The sequence below is a fragment of the Vreelandella sp. L-15 genome (genome assembly GCF_056857635.1).
Window position 1 is genome coordinate 40,375 of record NZ_JBSXNN010000027.1, and the last position, 20,776, is coordinate 61,150.

The window sequence follows — 20,776 nt, forward strand, 5'->3', positions numbered from 1 at the left end:
CAAGCGCTTTTGCATTATATTCAGGCCTTGTTATTCAAATAGCTAGCAGCCCCTCTCCTTAACAAGGCACCTTCCTGGTTGGTATTTATAGTTTTTGACGTTAAGATGTATTTGCAATGAATCTTAACGATTGAGGTATTATCCGTGCTAACACATGAGCAGGAAAAGCTGATCAACGCGACAGCTCCCGTCGTGGCCGAACACCTGAATGCGATTACACAGCGCTTCTATCCGCTGATGTTTACCCGTTACCCAGAGGTCAAGCCCCTCTTTAATGAGGTTCATCAGCAAAGCGGTGGTCAGCCCCGTGCCCTGGCCAACGCCGTGTTGGCCTATGTGCAACTACGCAGTAATCCAGCTCAGGCGCGGGCTACTCTGGATGTTGTGGTCAGCAAACACGTCTCTCTAGGCATTCTTCCCGAGCAGTACCCTATTGTTGGCGAATGCCTGCTGGCAGCGATTGGCGAAGTGCTGGGTGAAGCTGTCACCCCGGAAATCGCCGATGCATGGGGCGCTCTATATAACGAGCTTGCCGCTCTGTTAATCGACCTCGAAGACCAGCGCTATCGTGAGTTTGAGCAGCGCCCGGGCGGATGGCGCGGCACACGCCGTTTCAAGATTGCCAGTACCCAGCAGGAAAGTACTTTAATTCGCTCATTTGTCCTTGAGCCCGAGGATGGAGGTCGTGTGGCTGACCATGAGCCAGGTCAGTATATCGGTGTACGCCTAACCATTAATGGCGAGCTGGTTTATCGGCATTACAGCCTCTCAGACACGCCAAATGGCCAAAGCTATCGAATCTCGATCAAACGCGAAGAACAGGGCCAAGTCAGCCGCCACTTCCACGATGTCTTACAACCCGGCGACACCTTGGAACTGTTACCGCCAGCAGGTGACCTCACGCTGATTGAAGGTGACGAGCCTCTGCTGCTTGCCAGCGGCGGCGTTGGGCAAACGCCCCTGCTTCCCATGGCAAGACATGCCTTGTCCCTTGGGCGGCAAGTCACCTATCTACACGCTGCCCTGGATGCCGACCACCAGGCCTTTAAAGGCGAATTAGAAACGCTGAAGAGCGAGTATCCTCAACGTCTTAAGGCTGTCCGCATTCATGAGCGCGGCAACGAAGCCGAACATATTGGTCGTATCGACCGCAGCTTATTAGCTCACTATTTGCCTGATCTTAAGGCACGCTGCTATTTCGTCGGCCCTCAAGGATTCATGACAGCGATTAACAGCGCTTTGTCCGAACTGGGTGTCGACGAGGATCGCCGACACTTTGAGCACTTTGGCCCCTCGCGCCCCCTCGACGCAGCTTAATAATGGGCGGCCTCGGGATATACCCGGGGCCGCTTGTGAACATTTCAGAAGCCTGGGTCACTCTTTACGCACCAAACGCTCCAGCCCCAATAACAGTTCCCCCAAACACCCTTGTGCAAGGCCTTCCTCACAACCGTCAAGTAGATTCTTGAGCGTCAACCCCAGCTCTGTATCCCCTTCAATGATTAAGCGACGCTGGAAAAACAGGCTGTCGGGATCCTCGCGGCGCGTGGCAAGGCACAAGAATTCACGCCAACCTCCCCGAATGGTTGCCTCGCCTTTCTCGCGACATAATATCAAGCGCTGCGATTCAAGCGTCAGAATTAACGTCACACCCAAATCGGCGATGGTGAGACTAATGCGCCGACCTTCCAAAGCATCGAATTCCCCCTCTGCGAGCGGTATAGCAAAAGTACGGTTGAGTAAAGGTTCCACGAGGCGTCGCTTGATGGCAAAAGGAACACGCGGATCCAGAACACGAATCGCCTTATTAGGGGTAAAAGGCGGGAAAATTGAAAAAGCAGGCGAATGAAAAGATAAAGGCAGCAACGCCATAATAAATACTCCGAGGTAAAGGCATTATCGGCAAATACTAGGTCACTGATGCTAAGCGTTGCTGAGACGTACGATAATGACATGCGTCAAGACTATGTATTGCGCCAGCATTAAGATGCATATAAAGTGTATCTTAATAAAATTATCTTTTTGTAGCGTATTAACACCTCAGTTGTTAGCTAACGTTGCTTCAGCATTACCCCTGCCAGGCCAAGAGATGCGCATTCAAGCATCCAAATTGGAATCATAGCGCCTACGACCATAAAAAAGTGAGGAGAACCATGATGAAACCATTATTTAATGCTCTTATTACCGCCGGTGCTGCCATGGTGTTTTCAGTCACTGCTCAGGCAGAAACTAATGGCGAGGCGATTTATAACCAGGCCTGCATGGCTTGCCACATGACAGGGGCTGCTGGTGCGCCTATTAAGGGTGATAGCGAGGCATGGGAGCCCCGAATCGAAAAAGGCATCGACACCCTCTATGAGCACTCAATCAATGGCTTCAACGCCATGCCGCCTAAAGGTGGAAACATGAGTCTTAGCGACGAAGAGGTACAAGCAGCCGTCGATTTTATGGTTAAAGCTGCTGAATAGACCTACCCGCGATATAGGCAGTCGTGACGAATCGTCCTCGGCCAAAACCATTGACTGGGGGCGTTCAACGTAGCTCGGAAAATACGTTTGGAATTGCCGGGCATCCTTGTGAAACCTGGCTAACCGCTTATAGAGTGGAGGATTAATGAGGCGCGACCTGCCCAATCCCGGCTGGGGGCCGCTTTCAGCCCTACCCGGCAATCCATTGATGTGGGTATTGATACTGAGCGAAATGCTGGTTTTCACCGCCTTCTTTGCGCTCTATGCCGGTCAACGAGCCCTTGACCCTGCACTATTCACTGCATCCCAACAACAGCTTGACCCGATGTTGGGCGGCCTCAATACCCTGGTGCTCTTGACCAGCGGACTATTTGTAGCCTTTGCCGTTGAGGCGATTAGCGCTAAGCGCATACAGCGCAGCCGACAGTGGTTAAGTGCCGCTATACTGTTGGGCGTACTGTTCTGTGTCATTAAGGTTTTCGAGTATACAAATAAGTTTGCTGCTGGAATAACGCCAGAAACGAACGCTTTTTTTGGTTTTTACTATGGTTTAACCGCCTTTCATTTTGCTCACGTTGTATTCGGCTTAGCGCTACTAGGCTTAGTGAGCTGGCGCACCTCTACCGAGAACGTAGAAACGGCGGCAGCCTTCTGGCATATGGTGGACTTGATTTGGATCCTGCTTTATCCACTAATTTATCTGCTGAGATAATTTTGTGAGGAAACAATGAGGGCACTGCCCGGTACACGACGTTTACTGATTACTTGGGGCGTATTAATGGCGCTAACCCTGGTTTCCATGGTTTCCGCTCGGCTAGATCAGACCACCGACTGGCAGGCGCTTCCCCTATGGTCAGCCGCCATGATAATGATGGCGACCGGTTTCAAAGCCCACTGTGTGCTCATGGTCTATTTAAACTTGCGCGCTGCGACCCCAGCCTGGAAGGGAGTTTTCATTGCCCTGACACTATTAACGTTAACGCTGATTGCCGCGGGCTACCTGGCCGGTCGCTTTCATTTAGTGGGGTAGCCTCACAGGATTGGATTTAGCGAAGTGCGGAATCAGTACCTCAAGGCCGCTGCGCGGCATTTGCCCAGGCTTCCAGCCACCGCCCCAGCCGCATCAAACCATAAACGATAAAGGGAACCAGCAACATCAACGCTACGCCCCAATCACGGTTATTGATAAGCCATACCAGCGGCACGACGATCCCTAAAGCGACCAAAGCCCACAGACTAATCGCCACTACGAGGCGCAAGCGCAACATAGATAATCTCCTTAGGAAGCAATAATCTGGCGGTAGATACTCGGCAGCGCCAAGGAGAGATGCTCCGGACGCTGGACAATGGCATAACCACCCCGCCCGAACAGGTGAGGGATATAGCGCCCCGCCTCCCGGTCAATCGTTACCCCGAATACCCGCACTTCTTCCCTTCGCGCTTCAAGTACCGCTTTGCGCGTATCCTCTATACCATATCGCCCTTCATAATAGTCGGTATCGTTAGGCTTACCGTCGGTCAGCAGTAGCAGCAACCGGTGCCGATTGGGCCGTTTGGCAAGCGCTTGGGAAAGGTGCCGAATAGCGGGCCCCATACGCGTGTAGTGGCCTGGTTTGAGCGCTGCGATCCGCCGTGACACCCGCTCGCCCATTGGCTCATCGAAACTTTTCAGCGTATTGACCCAAACACGGTGACGACGGTGCGAGGTAAAGCTGTGAATGGCATAGTCGTCGCCGCACCCCGCAAGGCCGTGTCCCAATACCAGCAGCGCCTCTTTAGCCACATCCAGCACCCGCCGATCTTCCAGCCAAGCCTCAGTGGAAAGAGATACATCGACCAGGATTGAAACCGCCAAATCCCTTGCCTGAGTGCGGCTAGCTTGATAGAGACGGTCGCTGGCTTCACCGGTCGCCGCCATATCGCAGCGGGAGCGAATGACGGCGTCCATATCCAGCTCGCTGCCATCCAGCTGGCCACGTAGCGTCTCACGACGCGGCCGAAGTGCTTCAAACTCGCGTCGGACTCGGCGAATGCGCCGTCTTGTCGTTTCATCCGGCTGCCAGTTCTCCCCCTCCTCGCTCTGCACATCGCTGAGTACCACACAGTGGTCAGGCATATAGATTTGCTTACGATGATTCCATTCCGGATAGGTATGGCGCCCACGCAGCCTTCCCCCACTCACCTCACCGGGCGCCAGATCAAGATCAAGCTTTAACTTGGAAGCCGCCTTCTTACGGTTAGCACTGAGCACAATTTCATCAATCTGATCGGCCGCCTGTTTTGCCTCATCGTCGTCTTCATCCTCTACATGGCGATTGAGATTGACCATTTCGGCCCAGGAAAGCATCTTTTCGGATGCATTGAGCATTAAAGAGTCATCGCGGTCGGCCTGATCCTGCTCGCGCCGGTCAGCCTTACGTTTACCGTGATCATCTTGTGGCGAATTCTTCCCTGGAACCAGCGCCTCATCATCTTCCTGCTCGGTTCGTGCTTGTTTATGGGTACCCAGGGCAACGGCTTGCCCCCATAGCGGCACCGGCAGTGGCGGCCGGTATCCACGCGGCGCATGAAACTTGTCCAAAGGCAGGGTCTCGTCGAGGATAGCGATATGCATCACTTCGGCCCAGCCAGCCTTGGGCGGCGTTTCTCCCAGCTGGGCACAGAGAACGGATTCAAGCGCTGCTTCCATCGGCGGCAAGCGCTTGCGCTGAGGGCGAATGGCCAGCAATGCCTGACATAACCTGGCGTGACGCTGAGCGAGCCCAGGGAAGTGGGCCAATACAGCCCGAGTCGCCCGGTTTACTTCACGCAGTTGGAGAAGGTCTTGCTGTAGCGGATCTTCGACGACGTGCACATGCCGGGTCACCGCCAGGTACGCTACCAGCCAAAGGTAGAGATCCCGGTTCAGGGAAGCCTCGGCGAACAAGGCAATGCGTGACGGTAACAACAGGCTTTCTTCGTCACGGCGTGCTTGATCGAGCACCTCCTCATCAAGCCCAAGCCTTTGACGTAAGGATAAGCGATGCGACGAACTACGCCCCGCAATAGCAGCAACATCGATACCCGCCTCGCCCCCTCCGGCGCGGAAAAAGACGCCGAGCATGGGCCGCAGCGTTTCAAGGCGCACTGCGGCTTCGGGATGGTCAGGGTAACTTGCCGCACTGGAAGCCCATCGGTGCCAATGGCGGCCTACAAACTCCTCGACTTCAAGAAAATCAAGCATGCCCTGCCCTCACCCAAAGGTTGCGTGAATGGCTTCCATCAGCCCTTCCTGAACATCTGCGTCATCACTCAGCGGCTCCACTAAAGTAGCCCGGGCAGCTTCCAAAATGGGCACCCCGGCAGCAATCAGGGTAGCGCAGTAAACTAACAGGCGAGTAGAAACACCCTCTTCTAAATCCTGCCCCTTCATGGCCCGCAGACTGGCGGCAAGATTGACCAGCGCGGCGCACTGCTCACCGGACAAACCACTCTCCCGCGCGACAATATCGCGCTCGACTTTGGGTGGTGGAAAATCAAATGACATGGCCAGGAAGCGCTGGCGGGTACTCGGTTTAAGCGATTTGAGAATATGCTGATAACCAGGGTTGTAAGACACTACCAGCATGAAGTCATCCGGCGCTTCGAGCAGTTCCCCGGTACGTTCCAACGGCAGTAGTCGGCGGTCATCGGTGAGCGGGTGAAGCACCACGGTGACATCTTTACGCGCTTCTACCACCTCATCGAGATAGCAGATACCCCCTTCGCGCACTGCGCGAGTAAGCGGGCCATCGACCCAGCGGGTCTCGCCGCCCTGCAACAGATAGCGGCCTGTAAGGTCGGCTGAAGTCAGGTCGTCGTGACATGAAACAGTGAATAGTGGGCGGCCCAGCTTAGCGGCCATATGGCTAACAAAACGTGTTTTACCACACCCGGTGGGGCCTTTAAGTAACAGCGGCAAACGTTGGCGAAAGGCGTGCTCAAACATAGCGCATTCGTTGCCGACGTTCTCGTAGAAAGGTATTTCACGTTCATCAATAGGATTAGCGACAGAAGAAAGAGGCATGGGGAGACTCCATTGCCGGAAAATAAATAAAGGAAGCAAAAACGGCCCCGAAGGGCCGTTTAATTCAGGCCGAGCCTGCCCCAGCAGTGACTTGTGTACCGCCGGCTGGCACCTGCTCTCGGGCGGGCCCGAAGAAGGAGTAGAGAAGCATGACTGCCCCCACGGCCACGGCTACACCAGCACCCAGACGCATGATGTAGAACAGGCCTAATTGATCCTGCACTTCCATGTAATTCATGCCCAGGACGCGCTGTAAGTGAGTCTGCACGACCCCGGCGAAGGTCAGGGTAAACGTCATGAAGCACATAGCACTGGTGACGATCCAGAAGCCCCACATGTTCAGCACTTGATTATAAGGCTGCACGCGGCGGATCTGCGGCATGGCGTAGGTAATCACGCCAAGAATCAGCATCACATAGGCACCATAGAAAGCCAGATGGCCATGAGCGGCGGTTACCTGAGTACCATGGCTGTAGTAATTCACGAACGAAAGGGTATGCATAAAGCCCCACACACCAGCGCCGAAGAAGGCAATGGTTGGGCAGCCTAAGGCCCATAGCATGGCCGCTTTATTAGGGTGGTTACGACTGCCCTTCCAGAACATGGTAAAGGCGAATACCACCATGGCGAAGAAAGGCGCCACTTCAAGCGTCGAGAAGATACTGCCGATGGGCTGCCAGTAGCCAGGTGCGCCAATCCAGTAGTAGTGGTGCCCGGTGCCCAGCAGGCCGGAGAACAGTGCCAACCCAACAATGATATAGAGCCATTTTTCGATCACTTCGCGATCCACACCGGTCATTTTGATCAGCAGGTAACCCAGCAAGGAAGCCATGATCAATTCCCATACGCCTTCCACCCAGAGGTGTACCACCCACCACCAGTAGAGTTTATCTACCGCCAGGTTGGTCGGGTTATAGAAAGCGAATAACCAAAACACTGCCGCTAGCCAAAGCCCCAGCATTAGCACCAGATTGATAGCGGTCTTGCGGCCCTTGAGCAGCGTCATGCTGGTATTGAAAAGAAACATTAGAAAAGAAATGGTGATGAGTATTTTCACCCAGAACGGTTGCTCAAGAAACTCGCGCCCTTCATGGATACCGAACTGGTAGCCGACCAGAGCAGCGGCGCCAGCAAAAGCAAAGATCGCCAGCTGGATATACGCCAAATTGGGGCTATGAATTTCCCGCTCGGCTTCCTCTGGCATCAAATAGTAGGTACAGCCCATAAAACCGATCAGCAGCCACACAATCAACAGATTGGTATGGCTGACACGCATGATATGAAAGGGCATCACTTCGGCCATAAAGTTAGGCCAAGCATAGACGGTGGCGGCCAGCAGTCCGAAGACTATTTGTAGCGTAAATAGCGCCATGGCCACCATAAAAAAGGGTAAAGCAACCTTCTGGGTTTCATATTTCATTGTGCGGTTCTCCTTGATTCATCCTTCGGCTGCTTGCTTCAGCCAGCGGGATGTGGGGGCCAATCCTGGTCGTCGATGCCATCGGTCCATTCGAGAAAGTCGATAAGCGATTTCATCTCTTCTTCGCTAAAATCGTAAGATGGCATCTGACGACGTCCCTCGATCCCTAATGGTTGAGCACGGATCCAAGCGTTAATTCCCGCTCGAGCTGCCTCAGGATTTTCATGGCCGCCGTAGCGTTCCCAGACGTTACCCAGTTCAGGAGCGAAGTAAGCACCCTCTCCCATAATGCTATGGCAATTAATACACATGTTCTTTTCCCACACTTCTTTGCCATGCTTCACGGAATCGGTAAGGCCTTCACTGTCCGTGGAGACATTGACCATGTACCAATGACTATGAGCCGTTAGCGCAGCAAAGAGCAGGAAGAAGAACAGCGAACCGCCGTAGAAAATATTGCGGGCCGCTGATTTAGTCAGTCCATCAGCCATAAGCCATACTCCCTTGCTAGTCAGATCCGACCTTCGGCTGGGAAGCCAAAAGGCATACGTTTATTAAGATGCATATTATTTACATTTTTAAGATTAGCAGAAGAATCCCTCTAGCAACATTGCCACAGGTCAATTTTTGGCAAGAGCGATACCCTTGGTAAATTTAAGATTACGAATTAATTCGAGCCAGAACGCGGCTGGGTTTCTTAATAGTACCTAACCACTCTGTGCGATTTTCACCAGGACATAGCCGTTCTAGAGGTAGGCTGATGCTATGACTTCTCAGATTTCACACGGGCATGTACCACTGCTGCTGATATGGGTTGCACACTCTTAAAACAGAGGGAATCAAGCTTCATACTTGACAAAATACAAACTAGCCTTAATTCTGAATATAATATCACGACATGATATTTTAAGCTCACAACGATCAAAACTGACTGCGAGGCTAGACAATGAACCCTCTAACCATTATTCAACTGCCCTTTACCCATTTAGCGGGATGGAAAGACCTCCAGCAACGCCATCCTTCAATCGCCACTCTGGCTTGGTGCATCGTGCTGCCCATGTCATTGTTGCCACCCGTGATGCTCTATTATGCCGGTACACACTACGGAGATATCTTCGCTCCAGGCTTCGCCGATCGGCAGTGGCGCTTCATCACGACCATTCTATTCCTGGCCGAGCTGCTCACCTTCTTTGTAATGGGCTGGCTAATTCACGCGGTGGTCAATAGCGATCGTGATCTCTCAATTAGCTACCACGACGCTTATCTGTTGGCAGCCCTAGCACCTTTGCCACTTTGGTCCGCAGCAATCGCTTTGCTGATCCCCAGCCTGTTGTTCAATGCGCTGGTAGTACTGGTGGCACTGGGCATCTCTTGCAGTTTGGTCTACCACGGGCTGCAGGCTCTGTGTAAACGCTCAGCGAATGACGTAACAACGATGTCTGCTACTTACACCGTTATGGCCGCCGGGGTGCTGGCATGGGGTTTACTGATGGCTATTATCTGGGCTTACTAGGTTTTGTACGAAAAGTTGGCTCGCAAGCAACGGCCGATGCACGCCACGCATACCATCGCCTTAAAGCTACTTGCCAGCTTTTCATAGCGTGTGGCGATGCGACGACATTCTTTAAGCCAACCAAAGCAGCGTTCTATCGCATTCCGTTGCCGATATTTGGGTTTGTCGAACCGCCTGGGTAGCCCAGGCCGGGTTCTTCGGTGCATGTTGCGCTGAGCAATCACGGATTTCATGCCGTGCCTGTCGCAATAATGACGCAGTTCATCGCTGTCGTATCCTTTATCAGCCACCATATAGCGACTACGTTTGCGAGGACGCCCGACGCCACCTGGTAGATGGATGCTCTCTAATGTCGCAACGAAGTGCCGAGAATCTGCCTCTTGACCAGGAGACAGCGTGAACGCCAGTGGCCAGCCATGACGATCACAAACCAAATGAATTTTGGTTGTTAAACCGCCGCGGCTACGGCCGAGCGCGTGGTCTAACGGTTCTTTCGAGCCCCCTTTTTACCGCCTCCAGCGGCAGCGCGTGTGGCTCGCACGGAAGTGGCGTCGATCATCCACGTGTCTAGGTCCATAAGCCCATCTTCACGTAATTTGAGCTGCAAGCGAGAAAGTACCGCTTCAAAGGTGCCGTCATCACGCCACTTGCGGAACCGGTCATAAACCGTCGACCAAGGACCGTATCGCTCGGGTAAATCACGCCACTTGGCGCCAGAACACAGCACCCAGAAGATACCATTGAGCATTTTCCGGTCATCCCGCCTGGGCCTGCCCATGGTTTGAGGGGGCGCCACGATATCTTTAATCTGTGCCCAGAGATCTCGTAACGTCCGACCATTTTTTTCCCCTATGCTGCTTTTGCATGGGTAAAAATAGCAGATAAGGCTTTTCGTACAAAACCTAGGATTCAAGTAGAGTGGAACCGACTCACTAGCTAGGCTTAAAAGGAAACTCATTTACTTGCGAGATAGCGATGGATATTGAATTAAAGCGAGCCTATGACTCACCTCAAAGCAAAGATGGTTATCGTGTCCTCGTCGACGGTATCTGGCCGCGCGGGGTGTCCAAGGAGGAAGCCAAAATCGATGAATGGCGCAAGGAGGTCGCTCCAAGCAGCGAACTTCGCAAAGCGTTTCATAATGGCTCACTCGACTGGAGTGGCTTCCGCCGTCGCTATCTCAAAGAGTTAACCTCTTATCGCGAGTCTCTTCGTGATCTTGCACAACGTGCCAGGAAAGAGCGAGTTACTCTGGTATTTGCCTCTAAGGAAGAGCGCCGTAACAATGCCGAAGTGCTGCGCCAGTACTTGAACATGTTGAAATAATCCGCGCTGTAAAAAAACATTTCTACATCGCCACGCCCCTAGCGCCGTGGTGCATAGCCAATCGTCTGAATTTCGAGTTGAAATCACATAACGGCTGACGTCATCACCTACCCACTAAGGGGTAGGCTAATGCTCTGTAGGGGTACGCGAGACTAAAAATGATCCAGGTCAACATTAGCCCTCCTCATTTCTTTAAAGTGAACTTCATGCCTTTTCTCATACTGAGAAATTAGTACCTCGCAGCTCGTATACCTCTATAACCACATTGCTACGTTGCCAATCGTTAATATCAACTCAAAAAGATGCATAAGGGATACTTCAATGAAAACCCTCGCGTACATACTGTTGCTTGGTGTTGCTGCTTCTATTTCAGTCACTGCTCATGCAGATGGCGAAGCCACTTATAACCAAGCCTGCATGGCTTGTCACATGACAGGCGCCGCAGGTGCTCCCATTCGCGGCAATGTCGAACACTGGGAGCCACGCCTAGAAAAAGGTATGGACACCCTGTACGACCACGCGATTAACGGTTTTCAGGCAATGCCGCCGAAAGGAGGCCAATTGGGCTTGAGCGATGACGAAGTGAAAGCTGCCGTCGACCACTTGCTAGAACCGGTTCTATAACGCTCTTGACCCGAAAGGAAACCACGATGTCTTGTGTGGCTTACCCGCGCCGTCTTACCGGCATCTGGATTAGCTTGCTGTTACTCCTGGCGATAACACTGCCCGTCCAAGCCATCGAACTGGAGCAGGTACGCGAGGGATTTCCCAATGCCGAGCGTCTTGAATCCGCGGATTCACAGTGGCCGGTAAGCCGTGTACTCGCCAGCGACGATAAGTTGCTCGGCTACGCTTTTGAGAGTGTGGGTGTCGCTCCGATCCCCGCCTACTCGGGAAAACCGGTCAATGTACTGGTGGGCATCGGTCTGGATGGACAAATTGTCCAGGCCGACATTCTCAGTCATTCAGAGCCCATCATGCTGGTAGGCATTCCCGAGTCGAAGCTGAATAGCTTCGCCGACGAACATGTTTTGGCCCACGTTAATGACAGACTCAGAGTCGGCGACAATCTTGACGCGATCTCTGGCGCGACGGTGACCGTCATCGTGGTCAGCGACACCATCATGCGCAGCGCCAGGAAAGTAGCCGCTGAACAGCAGCTAATCGCCGATCCTTTTCGGGCACCACCTGCGCGCGTTCGCGAAGACGTTTTCGCCCCCGCCAACTGGAGCGAACTGACCGGCGACGGCACCATTCGCCGTTTGCAACTAACCCATGGCGAGGTCGATGAGAGCTTTGTAGGTACGCCCGCCGAAGATTACCTGCGCTCGCCACAGCCCGCCGATAAAACCTTTATTGAGTTGTTTTACACCTACCTCAACCCACCAACCGCTGGCCGCAATCTGCTCGGCGATACTGGCTATGACCAACTAATGGTCGAGCTGAAGGATGGCGAGCACGCTATTGCCGTCATGGGGCGTGGTGACTACTCATTCAAGGGTTCAGGGTATGTGCGCGGCGGCATCTTCGATCGCATCGAGCTTTCACAGGGCAGCACTCGGGTCAGCTTTCATGATCGCGATCACATCCGCCTGGGTGATCTGGCTCTCGAAGGCGAGCCCACACTGGCCGAGCGAGACATCTTCATCGTCCGCGAAGAGGCGGGCTTCGACCCCGGACAACCGTGGCAGCTGGAATTACTGGTTCGCCGCGCTTCTGGCCCCTTGGATACCGAGTTCAGCCGCTTTAGCGCCGACTACAGTGTTCCCGAGGCCTATATAGAACGGCCTGAGCCACCGGTGGAAGAGCCAATCTGGGTGCAGGTATGGCGCGACAAGGCATTCCAGATCGGTGTGCTGTCCGCCGGATTATTAGTACTCACCGGCATCATGCTGTTTCAGGATGTGCTGGCACGCCACCCGCGTGTACTGAATCCACTGCGCCTGGGTTTCAAGATATACACCTTAGTATTTATCGGCTGGTACTCGCTGGCTCAGCTATCGGTCGTCAATATTCTTACTTTCACCAACTCGTTAATCAGCGAGTTCAGCTGGTCGTCATTTTTGATCGACCCGATGCTATTTATCCTCTGGTCGTTCGTGGCAGTAAGCCTGCTGCTATGGGGCCGCGGAGTATTCTGTGGCTGGCTATGCCCCTTCGGCGCGTTACAAGATCTGGTCAACCAGATTGCTCGCAAACTAAAAGTAAAACAGATTGAGGTGCCCTTCGGGCTCCATGAGCGCCTATGGGCGATTAAATACATCATTCTGCTGGCCTTGTTCGCGGTTTCCCTGCATTCGCTCGGCACCGCCGAACGCTACGCCGAAGTTGAGCCGTTCAAGACCGCGATCACCCTGCGTATCCAACGTGACTGGGCCTTCGTTATTTATGCCCTCGGTCTGGTGGCGATTTCTGCTTTCAACCACAAATTCTATTGCCGCTATCTGTGCCCGTTAGGCGCCGGGTTGGCAATTCCCTCTCGTCTACGTCTGTTCGACTGGCTCAAGCGCCACCGCGGTAGCTGCGGTACTCCGTGCCAAATCTGCGCCAATGAATGCGAAGTGGCCGCCATCCATCCGGACGGCCGCATCAATGCCAACGAGTGCCACTACTGTCTCGACTGCCAAGTGACCTATCACGACGACCAACGTTGCCCGCCCATGGTCAAGCGCCGCAAGCGCTTCGAAAAGGCAACCAAAATGTCTTCGCGTACAGAGAGCGTTGAGACCCACCGGGAGACAGCTGCCACCGGCAAACAGGCCGCATGGCAACGCATCCCTCTTCACCAGCAAGACTGATCTCAGGGGAATCAAGCATGAGCGATAAAAAAGACCATATTCAGGATATCGGCCGCCGCCACTTCTTGCGCAATACCGCCGTTACCGGCGTTGCCGGAGCGGGACTAGCCGGAGGGTTCGGTGCGGGCGCACTGCTCAATAGCCGCCAAGTCCAGGCCGCCAGCGCCAACGGTATCGACGTTGCGCCTGGCGAGCTCGACGATTACTACGGCTTCTGGAGCGGTGGCCATTCGGGCGAGGTTCGGGTGCTCGGTGTACCGTCAATGCGCGAACTGATGCGCATCCCGGTGTTCAACGTGGATAGTGCCACTGGCTGGGGGATCAGTAACGAGTCAAAGCGGATACTCGGCGAATCAAGCCACTTCCTCAACGGCGACTGCCACCACCCCCATATTTCCATGACCGACGGCAGCTACGACGGCAAGTACCTATTTATCAACGATAAGGCTAACACCCGCGTTGCGCGCATTCGTCTCGATATCATGAAGACGGACAAGGTCACCACCATCCCCAACGTCCAGGCGATTCACGGCTTGCGCCTGCAGAAGGTGCCTTACACCAAGTACGTCTTCGCCAATGCCGAACTGCCAATTCCTCAGATCAATGACGGCCGCGACCTGGAGAACCCCGACAACTACTTCACTATGTTCAACGCTCTCGATGCCGAAAGCATGGACGTGGCTTGGCAGGTGATCGTCGATGGCAACCTCGATAACACCGATGCCGACTACACCGGGCGTTTCGTCGCCTCTACCTGCTACAACTCAGAAAAGGGCATGACTCTGACCGAGACCATGCGCAACGAGCGCGACTGGGTTGTGGTATTCGACGTTGAAGCGATTGAAGCCGCCGTGGCGGCCGGGAACTACAATACACTGGGTGAATCAAGCGTACCGGTACTGGATGGGCGCAAGGGCTCGCAACTGACACGTTACATCCCGATCCCCAAGAACCCCCATGGCGTGAATACCTCACCGGATGGCAAATATTTCATCGCCAACGGCAAGCTATCCCCCACTTGCTCAATCATCGCCATCGACAAGTTGCCTGAGCTGTTCGACGACAGTATCGAACCGCGCGATACCATCGTGGGTGAACCTGAACTGGGTTTGGGCCCGCTTCACACTACCTACGATGGCCGGGGCAACGCCTATACCACGCTGTTCATCGATAGCCAGGTAGCCAAGTGGAATATTGAGGATGCCATTCGCCACTACAATGGCGAAGACGTCAACTACCTGCGTCAGAAGCTCGATGTCCACTACCAGCCTGGGCATAACCACGCCAGTCTCACCGAATCCCGGGATGCCGACGGCAAGTGGCTGGTGGTGCTGTCGAAGTTTTCCAAAGACCGTTTCCTGCCGGTAGGCCCTCTGCATCCCGAGAACGATCAGTTGATCGACATCTCCGGGGAAGAAATGAAACTGGTGCATGACGGCCCCACTTATGCCGAGCCCCACGACTGTATTCTGGTACGCGCCGACCAGATCAACCCAAGCCGAGTATGGACACGAGACGACCCCTTCTTCGCCGAGACCGTGGCCATGGCCGAGGCAGACGGCGTCAATCTGGAGGGCGAAAGCAAGGTAATCCGCGATGGCAATAAAGTACGCGTGTACATGACCTCCATCGCACCGCAATTTGGCCTGACCGAATTCAAGGTCAAACAGGGCGATGAGGTGACCGTGGTCATCACCAACCTTGACCAGGTTGAGGATCTGACCCACGGCTTCTGCATGGTCAACCACGGCGTGCAGATGGAGATCAGCCCTCAGCAGACCGCTAGTGTCACCTTCACCGCCGACAAGGCCGGGGTGCACTGGTACTACTGCAACTGGTTCTGCCACGCGATGCATATGGAAATGACTGGTCGCATGCTAGTCGAGCCCGCCTGACGCCCCTTTGACAGGAGTCTGACGCCACAATGCGGGCCGATTCCTTCGGCCCGCTGCGGGAGAACACTATGAAACGACACCCTGGCCATTTAGGTTGCCTGCTGGCACTGCTATGGCTTTTTTGGCTGCCTAGCGGGGTTTATGCCGCCAACTGGTTCGCCACGCCTGGTGAGCCATTGCAGCCGTTGATCGAACAGGCTGCCGACGGCGATCAATTGCTGCTGCCTGCAGGACGCTACCCTGGGCGTGTGGTTATTGACCGCACGCTACATATCCGGGGCGAGTTGCAAGCCATCCTCGATGCAGGAGGCCACGGCCATGCGGTGGTGCTGGCAGCCCCCGACATTATCCTTGAAGGTGTCCGCATTGAAGGCTGGGGGGATAACCTGACAGCACTGGATGCCGCGATTTTCGTCGAGCCCGCCGCTCACGGTAGCAGCATTCGAAATAACCAGCTAAGCGGGCCTGGCTTCGGCATCTGGCTCGATGCTGTCAATGACGTCAGTGTGATAGGCAATACCATTCGTGGCGATACCCGACTGCGCTCTCAGGATCGCGGCAACGGCATTCACCTCTATAACGTTAGTCACTCGATTATTGAATCCAACGATGTTGCGCAGACTCGCGACGGCATCTATCTCGACAGCAGCCGCCACAACGTGCTGCGCGACAATACCCTGCATGACCTGCGCTATGGCGTGCACTACATGTACTCCTTCGACAATCGACTTGAAGGCAATCTGACCCAACGAACCCGAACCGGCTACGCCCTGATGCAGTCCAAACGCCTGGAAGTCGTTGATAACCGTTCGGAAGCAGACGACAACTACGGCATTTTGATGAACAACATCACCGACTCCTTATTGAGCGGCAACCGTGTCGAAGGCGTCACCCAGCCCCTGGGGGCAGATGGCGAGGGGCGTCTAGCGGGCGGCGACGGCAAAGCGCTGTTCGTTTACAACTCGCAGTTCAATCGTATTGAGAATAATCGTTTCGCAGCCAGCGACATCGGCATCCATCTCACCGCCGGTTCAGAGGATAACCTAATGGAGGGCAACGCCTTCATCGCTAATAAGCAGCAAGTCATGTATGTCGCCACCCGTGAGCAGGATTGGTCAGGCAATTACTGGAGCGACTACTTGGGCTGGGATCTTGACGATAACGGCGTTGGCGACACCGCCCATGAACCCAATGACGCCATGGATCATCTTCTCTGGCGCCACCCCTCTGCGCGCCTGTTGATGCAAAGTCCTGCGGTGTTGGCACTGCGCTGGGTGCAACGTCAGTTCCCGGTGTTTCGTCCCCCGGGGGTCAGAGACAGCGCGCCCTTGATGAGCGAGCCCGGCCGAGAAGGAAATGCTCCATGAGTGCAGTCATAGAACTACAGCGCGTTTCTAAGCGGCACGGGGCGCTGGTGCGACTAGCCGAAATGGATCTCACCATCAAAGAAGGCGAGATGCTCGCCCTGCTGGGACATAATGGCGCGGGCAAGACGACCATCATGAAACTCATACTGGGTTTAATTGCACCCAGCTCGGGCCATGTTGACGTCCTCGGTGGCGCTCCAGATGGGCCACATGCTGAACGCCTGCGGCGTCAGCTAGGGTATCTACCCGAAAACGTCACATTCTACGAACAGCTCACCGGGCGTGAAGTGCTCTCCTATTTCGCTCGTTTGAAGCAGGCTGACCGCCATCAGGTAACGGTTCTTCTCGAGCGTGTGGGCTTGGTCGAATCCGCCGACCGCCGCGTTAAAACCTACTCCAAAGGTATGCGCCAGCGCCTTGGTCTGGCCCAGGCTTTACTAGGGTCTCCCCGGCTATTGTTGCTGGATGAACCCACCACTGGCCTTGACCCCTCTGCCACCCGCGATTTTTATCAAGCGGTAAAAGCACTACGCGACAACGGTTGTACCGTGCTGCTCTCTTCCCATGTACTGCCCGGCATCGAACCCTATATCGACCGCGCTTTGATTCTAGGCAAAGGGCGACGCCTGGCCCTGGGCAGCCTTGAACAATTGCGCGAAGAAGCACAGCTACCACTCACTTTTCGTATCCACGGCACATTGCTGGCCATGCAGCCTCAGCTCTGGAAAGCCATGTCCCTTGAGCCTATCCCAATCAATGAGCGCTGCGTGGAGGTCAACGTGCCCGCGGAAAATAAAATGCAGGTACTACGTCAATTAACCACCATACCGAATATCGACGACATCGAGTTATCACCGCCTACGCTGGAGCATCTCTACACGCATTTTTCTACTCGCCCCGCCTCACTGACGCCAGGAGCCAGCGCATGAAGGCCATGTTCATCGTCGCTGCCAAAGAGTTCCAGGATGGCCTGCGTAATCGCTGGGTACTGGCGATCACGGTGATCCTTGCCGTTCTGGCAATGGGTATTGCCTACTTTGGTGCCGCTGCGAGCGGCGGCCTGGGTTTTACTTCACTGGCCACCACCCTAGTCAGTTTATCAACTCTGGCCGTTTTTCTGATCCCCTTAATCGCGCTGATGCTAGCCTACGACGCCGTTGTTGGTGAGCAGGAGGCCGGCACGCTACTCCTGCTACTCACCTACCCTATCAGTCGTTCGGCGTTGTTGTTTGGTAAGTTCTTCGGCCATGGGATGATTCTGGCTGTCGCTACGCTACTCGGTTTTGGTATCGCGGGTATGGTAATCGCGTTGGGCGCTGAAAGCGTGCCGCTTAGCGAGCTAAGCCTCGGCTTAGCTCGCTTGATCGTCAGCAGTGTGCTTTTGGGCTGGGTGTTTTTGGCCTTTGCCTACCTGATCAGCGTAACAGTCAGCGAAAAGGCACGAGCCGCCGGGCTAGCACTAGGAGTGTGGTTTCTGTTCGTGCTGGTCTTCGATCTAGTACTGCTGGCCCTACTGGTTGGCGTCAAACAGGGGGGCGACTGGCTCCCCTACCTGATGCTGTTCAATCCCACCGACAGTTTTCGCTTGATCAACCTGTCGGGGTTCGACAGCACACAGCTAGAAAGCGGTATCGCGGCTATCGCGCAGCAAGGCGCGTTCCATTCTGCCTGGCCGCCCTTGGCAATGCTGGTTTGGATCGTGGTGCCCCTGCTAGTCGCCGTTCGTCGCTTCCACCGCCATACCGCTTAACATCAATTATCGAGGATTGATCATGCTCGCCCTACTGCCCACGCTAGCCCTTATTGCCTTGCTCCTGGCCGGTTGCAACAATGCTACTGACAGCGCCGAAAGGATGCCACCTCAACCTATTAGCGACGATGACATCTGCCATGTATGCGGTATGTTTATCACCGAATTCGAAGGCCCCAAAGGTCAAGCGTTTATGGAGCGCCACAGTGACGCCCGCAAATTCTGCTCCACGCTAGATATGTTTGTTTTCCTCCAGCAGCCCGAAAATCAGACCCAGCTGCGCCACGCCTATGTACATGATGTCGGTGTGACACCTTGGGAGGCACCTAAAGACAATGCCTTTATCCCTGCAGCAGATGCTTGGTATGTGGTCGGCCATGATCGGCGCGGCAGCATGGGCCACACCCTTGCGCCGCTCTCCAGCCATGAGCGTGCCGAGCAGTTCGCAGCAGTTCATGGTGGCGAGATAATCACCTATGACGATATCGACCTGGAATTGCTCGCCCAGCTCGGGCGCCACGGAGGGAGCGGCCATGCCGCCCACTCAATGGCGCAATAAAAGTGAGGCGTGAGGCGTGAGGCGTGAGGCGTGAGGCAGAAAGTAGCCGCAATTCAGGCTAGCCAGGAAAGCGGGCTGTGATGAATAGCAGCCCCCACCATATAGGCAAAGATGGACACTGCCACTACCGCGGCTAGGGCTCGCACCGCTGGCGTGGCCCCACGTTTAATCGCAATGGTACCAATACCGATATAGGCCAGCAGTGCTAATAGCTTGGCGCCAAGCCAGGGAAGCTGCCAGGGCCATACGGAAAGCAATACCATCAAAGTCACCCCCAGCCCCAACAGAGCCGTATCAATAAGATGAGGCAATACCTTGACCCAACGGGCGTTGAGTCGCGGGCTTTCCTGCACCGACCACCAGGCGCGCACTACGAATAACGTGATGCTCAGCGCAGCGGCCGTCATGTGCAAATGCTTGATGAGGAAATAGTGCTCCATGCTAACCATCCCTAGCCGACGTTAAGCGCATTGCCGTGATGATCGAAGGCAAGATAGGCGGTGATATTACCCATTTGCAACGACTCCATCATACGCTGAAGCTGGCGTTCAACCTCGGCGTCATCTTGTGGGTCGTCCATGGCAGCGGTGAAAACTAGATCCCATTCGATCTCGGTGCGGCGTGACTCCTCAACCAACGCCGCCATGCTGGTCAACTCCTCCGTCGACTTATCTACGCATACCACAGGCACCAACACACCCCCTTCACCCTGTTCGAAGCGACGACGCTGGTCAGCATCAGGGAAGTCGGGCAGCTCTGCGCGAACGAACACAAACAGCAGGCGCTGGGGATTAGGTTGTTTACGTGCTTCCTGCAGTAAATCGGCAAACGTCGCTATATTCATAAAATCGGTGGTCATAACAACTGTGGTCATAAAGTGAGCCTTATCGCTAGTAGTTAAGAATCAGAAGGTGAGAGAGAGTAGTTAAGAATGAACAGGTGAGACTCATAGACGGCGTTACTCGGGTGACTCTACGAAAAGCCACAGCAGCAGCATTACCATGAACAGAGGGATCAACAGGCTAAGTGGCGCCGCGCGCCAACCATAGGCTTGGACGACCAGCGGTGCTATTCGCAGGGAAAGCCCGACACCTGCCGCTAAAGCCACACAAAGGGCGATACAAAGACACACCCAACGGCCAGGCATCCAGCCTTTGGCGTGGGCGATGCCGGTGGTAATCACCGCTCCTCCCAGCCCAAGCCCAGCCCCTACCAACAAAAAATCCCACGGCTGGCTAGCCATCCCAAATCCTCCCAGCGCCAACGCTAGCCCCAGTAATAGCCATTGCATCAAGCGGCAGGTGTCGCCCAGTTTGGCGATATACCAGGCCGGCCACGCCAACAGTACACCACTCATCAATGGTACCAACACATAGACAGGCTGCTTTGCAAGCAGGGCATAAAGTGTCCAGCTAGCCACCGCTAAAGCGCTTGCTAGCGGCATTAGCAGCATGGCTACCAGCAACTGATAACCATTCACTGGCTTTATTGATGTCTCCAACGTGGGAGGCGGCACAGATGATGGCATGGCGTTTCCCAGCGAGGGTATAAAGACATCGGAAGACATGCCAGAATTGTCGGTAAATACTGGGCTTAGGTCAAAAAGGCATCGGAGGTAGGCTGGCTAACCCCAAA

The 20,776-nt window shown here is 54.6% G+C and carries 23 protein-coding genes; 13 read left to right on the forward strand and 10 right to left on the reverse strand.

The genetic code is table 11. The annotated features are described in order from the left end of the window. Window positions 1–144 precede the first annotated feature (144 nt). Window positions 145–1,317, forward strand: coding sequence for an NO-inducible flavohemoprotein (hmpA, locus tag AC13CY_RS02775; protein ID WP_230835097.1), 1,173 nt, complete (start codon window positions 145–147; stop codon window positions 1,315–1,317). Window positions 1,318–1,374: 57 nt separating this feature from the next. Here hmpA and ubiT read toward each other — a convergent pair whose 3' ends face one another. Beyond that, window positions 1,375–1,872 carry a ubiquinone anaerobic biosynthesis accessory factor UbiT gene (gene ubiT, locus AC13CY_RS02780; protein ID WP_230835098.1) on the reverse strand — a complete coding sequence of 166 codons (498 nt, stop codon included), beginning with the start codon at window positions 1,870–1,872 and terminating at the stop codon, window positions 1,375–1,377. 281 nt (window positions 1,873–2,153) lie between these two features. Between ubiT and AC13CY_RS02785 the strand changes: the two genes are divergently transcribed. The 3 genes from AC13CY_RS02785 to AC13CY_RS02795 all read left to right on the forward strand — a co-directional run bounded on the left by AC13CY_RS02785 (window position 2,154) and on the right by AC13CY_RS02795 (window position 3,498). Next, window positions 2,154–2,468 carry a c-type cytochrome gene (locus tag AC13CY_RS02785; protein ID WP_289125881.1) on the forward strand — a complete coding sequence of 105 codons (315 nt, stop codon included), beginning with the start codon at window positions 2,154–2,156 and terminating at the stop codon, window positions 2,466–2,468. Window positions 2,469–2,613: 145 nt separating this feature from the next. Next, window positions 2,614–3,180, forward strand: a complete 567-nt coding sequence (locus tag AC13CY_RS02790) for a cytochrome c oxidase subunit 3 family protein (protein WP_230835231.1) — start codon at window positions 2,614–2,616, stop codon at window positions 3,178–3,180. A 15-nt stretch (window positions 3,181–3,195) separates the two neighbouring features. Further along, window positions 3,196–3,498 carry a cytochrome C oxidase subunit IV family protein gene (locus AC13CY_RS02795; protein ID WP_022523543.1) on the forward strand — a complete coding sequence of 101 codons (303 nt, stop codon included), beginning with the start codon at window positions 3,196–3,198 and terminating at the stop codon, window positions 3,496–3,498. A gap of 40 nt (window positions 3,499–3,538) precedes the next feature. On the opposite strand, the gene AC13CY_RS02800 is transcribed toward AC13CY_RS02795, so the two are convergent. The 5 genes from AC13CY_RS02800 to AC13CY_RS02820 all read right to left on the reverse strand — a co-directional run bounded on the left by AC13CY_RS02800 (window position 3,539) and on the right by AC13CY_RS02820 (window position 8,424). Continuing rightward, window positions 3,539–3,736: a hypothetical protein gene (locus tag AC13CY_RS02800; protein ID WP_230835229.1), complete on the reverse strand. Its 198-nt coding sequence runs from the start codon at window positions 3,734–3,736 to the stop codon at window positions 3,539–3,541. 11 nt (window positions 3,737–3,747) lie between these two features. Then, window positions 3,748–5,691, reverse strand: coding sequence for a nitric oxide reductase activation protein NorD (locus AC13CY_RS02805; protein WP_230835227.1), 1,944 nt, complete (start codon window positions 5,689–5,691; stop codon window positions 3,748–3,750). A 9-nt stretch (window positions 5,692–5,700) separates the two neighbouring features. Beyond that, window positions 5,701–6,513 (reverse strand): CbbQ/NirQ/NorQ/GpvN family protein, encoded by an 813-nt coding sequence (locus AC13CY_RS02810; protein WP_230835225.1) that lies wholly within the window; start codon window positions 6,511–6,513, stop codon window positions 5,701–5,703. A gap of 64 nt (window positions 6,514–6,577) precedes the next feature. Then, the gene (locus AC13CY_RS02815; protein WP_230835102.1) at window positions 6,578–7,933 is read right to left on the reverse strand and encodes a cbb3-type cytochrome c oxidase subunit I; all 1,356 of its coding nucleotides are present in this window, start codon (window positions 7,931–7,933) and stop codon (window positions 6,578–6,580) included. A gap of 38 nt (window positions 7,934–7,971) precedes the next feature. After that, window positions 7,972–8,424: a c-type cytochrome gene (locus tag AC13CY_RS02820; protein WP_230835103.1), complete on the reverse strand. Its 453-nt coding sequence runs from the start codon at window positions 8,422–8,424 to the stop codon at window positions 7,972–7,974. A gap of 455 nt (window positions 8,425–8,879) precedes the next feature. Between AC13CY_RS02820 and AC13CY_RS02825 the strand changes: the two genes are divergently transcribed. Next, the gene (locus tag AC13CY_RS02825; protein WP_230835104.1) at window positions 8,880–9,446 is read left to right on the forward strand and encodes a YIP1 family protein; all 567 of its coding nucleotides are present in this window, start codon (window positions 8,880–8,882) and stop codon (window positions 9,444–9,446) included. On the opposite strand, the gene AC13CY_RS02830 is transcribed toward AC13CY_RS02825, so the two are convergent. Next, window positions 9,443–10,254 (reverse strand): IS5 family transposase gene (locus tag AC13CY_RS02830; protein WP_230835117.1). Its coding sequence is split into 2 segments (ribosomal slippage): window positions 9,443–9,954 and window positions 9,954–10,254, totalling 813 coding nucleotides; the frame shifts between segments, so codons are not numbered across the junction. The two genes, AC13CY_RS02825 and AC13CY_RS02830, sit on opposite strands and share 4 nt — an antisense overlap. 167 nt (window positions 10,255–10,421) lie before the next feature. Here AC13CY_RS02830 and AC13CY_RS02835 point away from each other — a divergent pair. The 8 genes from AC13CY_RS02835 (at window position 10,422) to AC13CY_RS02870 (ending at window position 19,141) form a co-directional block, all read left to right on the forward strand. Beyond that, a complete protein-coding gene (locus AC13CY_RS02835) occupies window positions 10,422–10,772 on the forward strand; it encodes a DUF488 domain-containing protein (protein WP_022523550.1) in 351 nt (116 codons plus the stop codon). A 321-nt stretch (window positions 10,773–11,093) separates the two neighbouring features. Next, window positions 11,094–11,396 (forward strand): c-type cytochrome, encoded by a 303-nt coding sequence (locus tag AC13CY_RS02840; RefSeq protein WP_230835105.1) that lies wholly within the window; start codon window positions 11,094–11,096, stop codon window positions 11,394–11,396. A 26-nt stretch (window positions 11,397–11,422) separates the two neighbouring features. Further along, window positions 11,423–13,570: a transcriptional regulator NosR gene (gene nosR / locus AC13CY_RS02845; RefSeq protein WP_230835106.1), complete on the forward strand. Its 2,148-nt coding sequence runs from the start codon at window positions 11,423–11,425 to the stop codon at window positions 13,568–13,570. 17 nt (window positions 13,571–13,587) lie between these two features. Beyond that, window positions 13,588–15,465 (forward strand): TAT-dependent nitrous-oxide reductase, encoded by a 1,878-nt coding sequence (gene nosZ, locus AC13CY_RS02850; RefSeq protein ID WP_230835107.1) that lies wholly within the window; start codon window positions 13,588–13,590, stop codon window positions 15,463–15,465. A gap of 68 nt (window positions 15,466–15,533) precedes the next feature. Next, a complete protein-coding gene (locus AC13CY_RS02855; protein WP_230835108.1) occupies window positions 15,534–16,832 on the forward strand; it encodes a nitrous oxide reductase family maturation protein NosD in 1,299 nt (432 codons plus the stop codon). Next, window positions 16,829–17,761, forward strand: a complete 933-nt coding sequence (locus AC13CY_RS02860) for an ABC transporter ATP-binding protein (RefSeq protein ID WP_230835109.1) — start codon at window positions 16,829–16,831, stop codon at window positions 17,759–17,761. Before AC13CY_RS02855 ends, AC13CY_RS02860 begins: the two co-directional genes overlap by 4 nt. Then, entirely contained in the window at window positions 17,758–18,582 is an 825-nt protein-coding gene (locus AC13CY_RS02865; RefSeq protein ID WP_230835110.1) for an ABC transporter permease, read from the forward strand. The genes AC13CY_RS02860 and AC13CY_RS02865 overlap by 4 nt, the downstream gene beginning before the upstream one ends. Before the next feature lie 22 nt (window positions 18,583–18,604). Next, window positions 18,605–19,141, forward strand: a complete 537-nt coding sequence (locus AC13CY_RS02870; RefSeq protein ID WP_230835111.1) for a nitrous oxide reductase accessory protein NosL — start codon at window positions 18,605–18,607, stop codon at window positions 19,139–19,141. Window positions 19,142–19,194: 53 nt separating this feature from the next. Here AC13CY_RS02870 and AC13CY_RS02875 read toward each other — a convergent pair whose 3' ends face one another. The 3 genes from AC13CY_RS02875 to AC13CY_RS02885 all read right to left on the reverse strand — a co-directional run bounded on the left by AC13CY_RS02875 (window position 19,195) and on the right by AC13CY_RS02885 (window position 20,669). Further along, window positions 19,195–19,581: a SirB2 family protein gene (locus tag AC13CY_RS02875; protein WP_172515290.1), complete on the reverse strand. Its 387-nt coding sequence runs from the start codon at window positions 19,579–19,581 to the stop codon at window positions 19,195–19,197. 11 nt (window positions 19,582–19,592) lie between these two features. Further along, window positions 19,593–20,015, reverse strand: coding sequence for a ribonucleotide reductase subunit alpha (locus AC13CY_RS02880; protein ID WP_230835112.1), 423 nt, complete (start codon window positions 20,013–20,015; stop codon window positions 19,593–19,595). 84 nt (window positions 20,016–20,099) lie between these two features. Continuing rightward, window positions 20,100–20,669, reverse strand: a complete 570-nt coding sequence (locus tag AC13CY_RS02885; RefSeq protein ID WP_230835113.1) for a hypothetical protein — start codon at window positions 20,667–20,669, stop codon at window positions 20,100–20,102. Window positions 20,670–20,776: the final 107 nt, after the last annotated feature.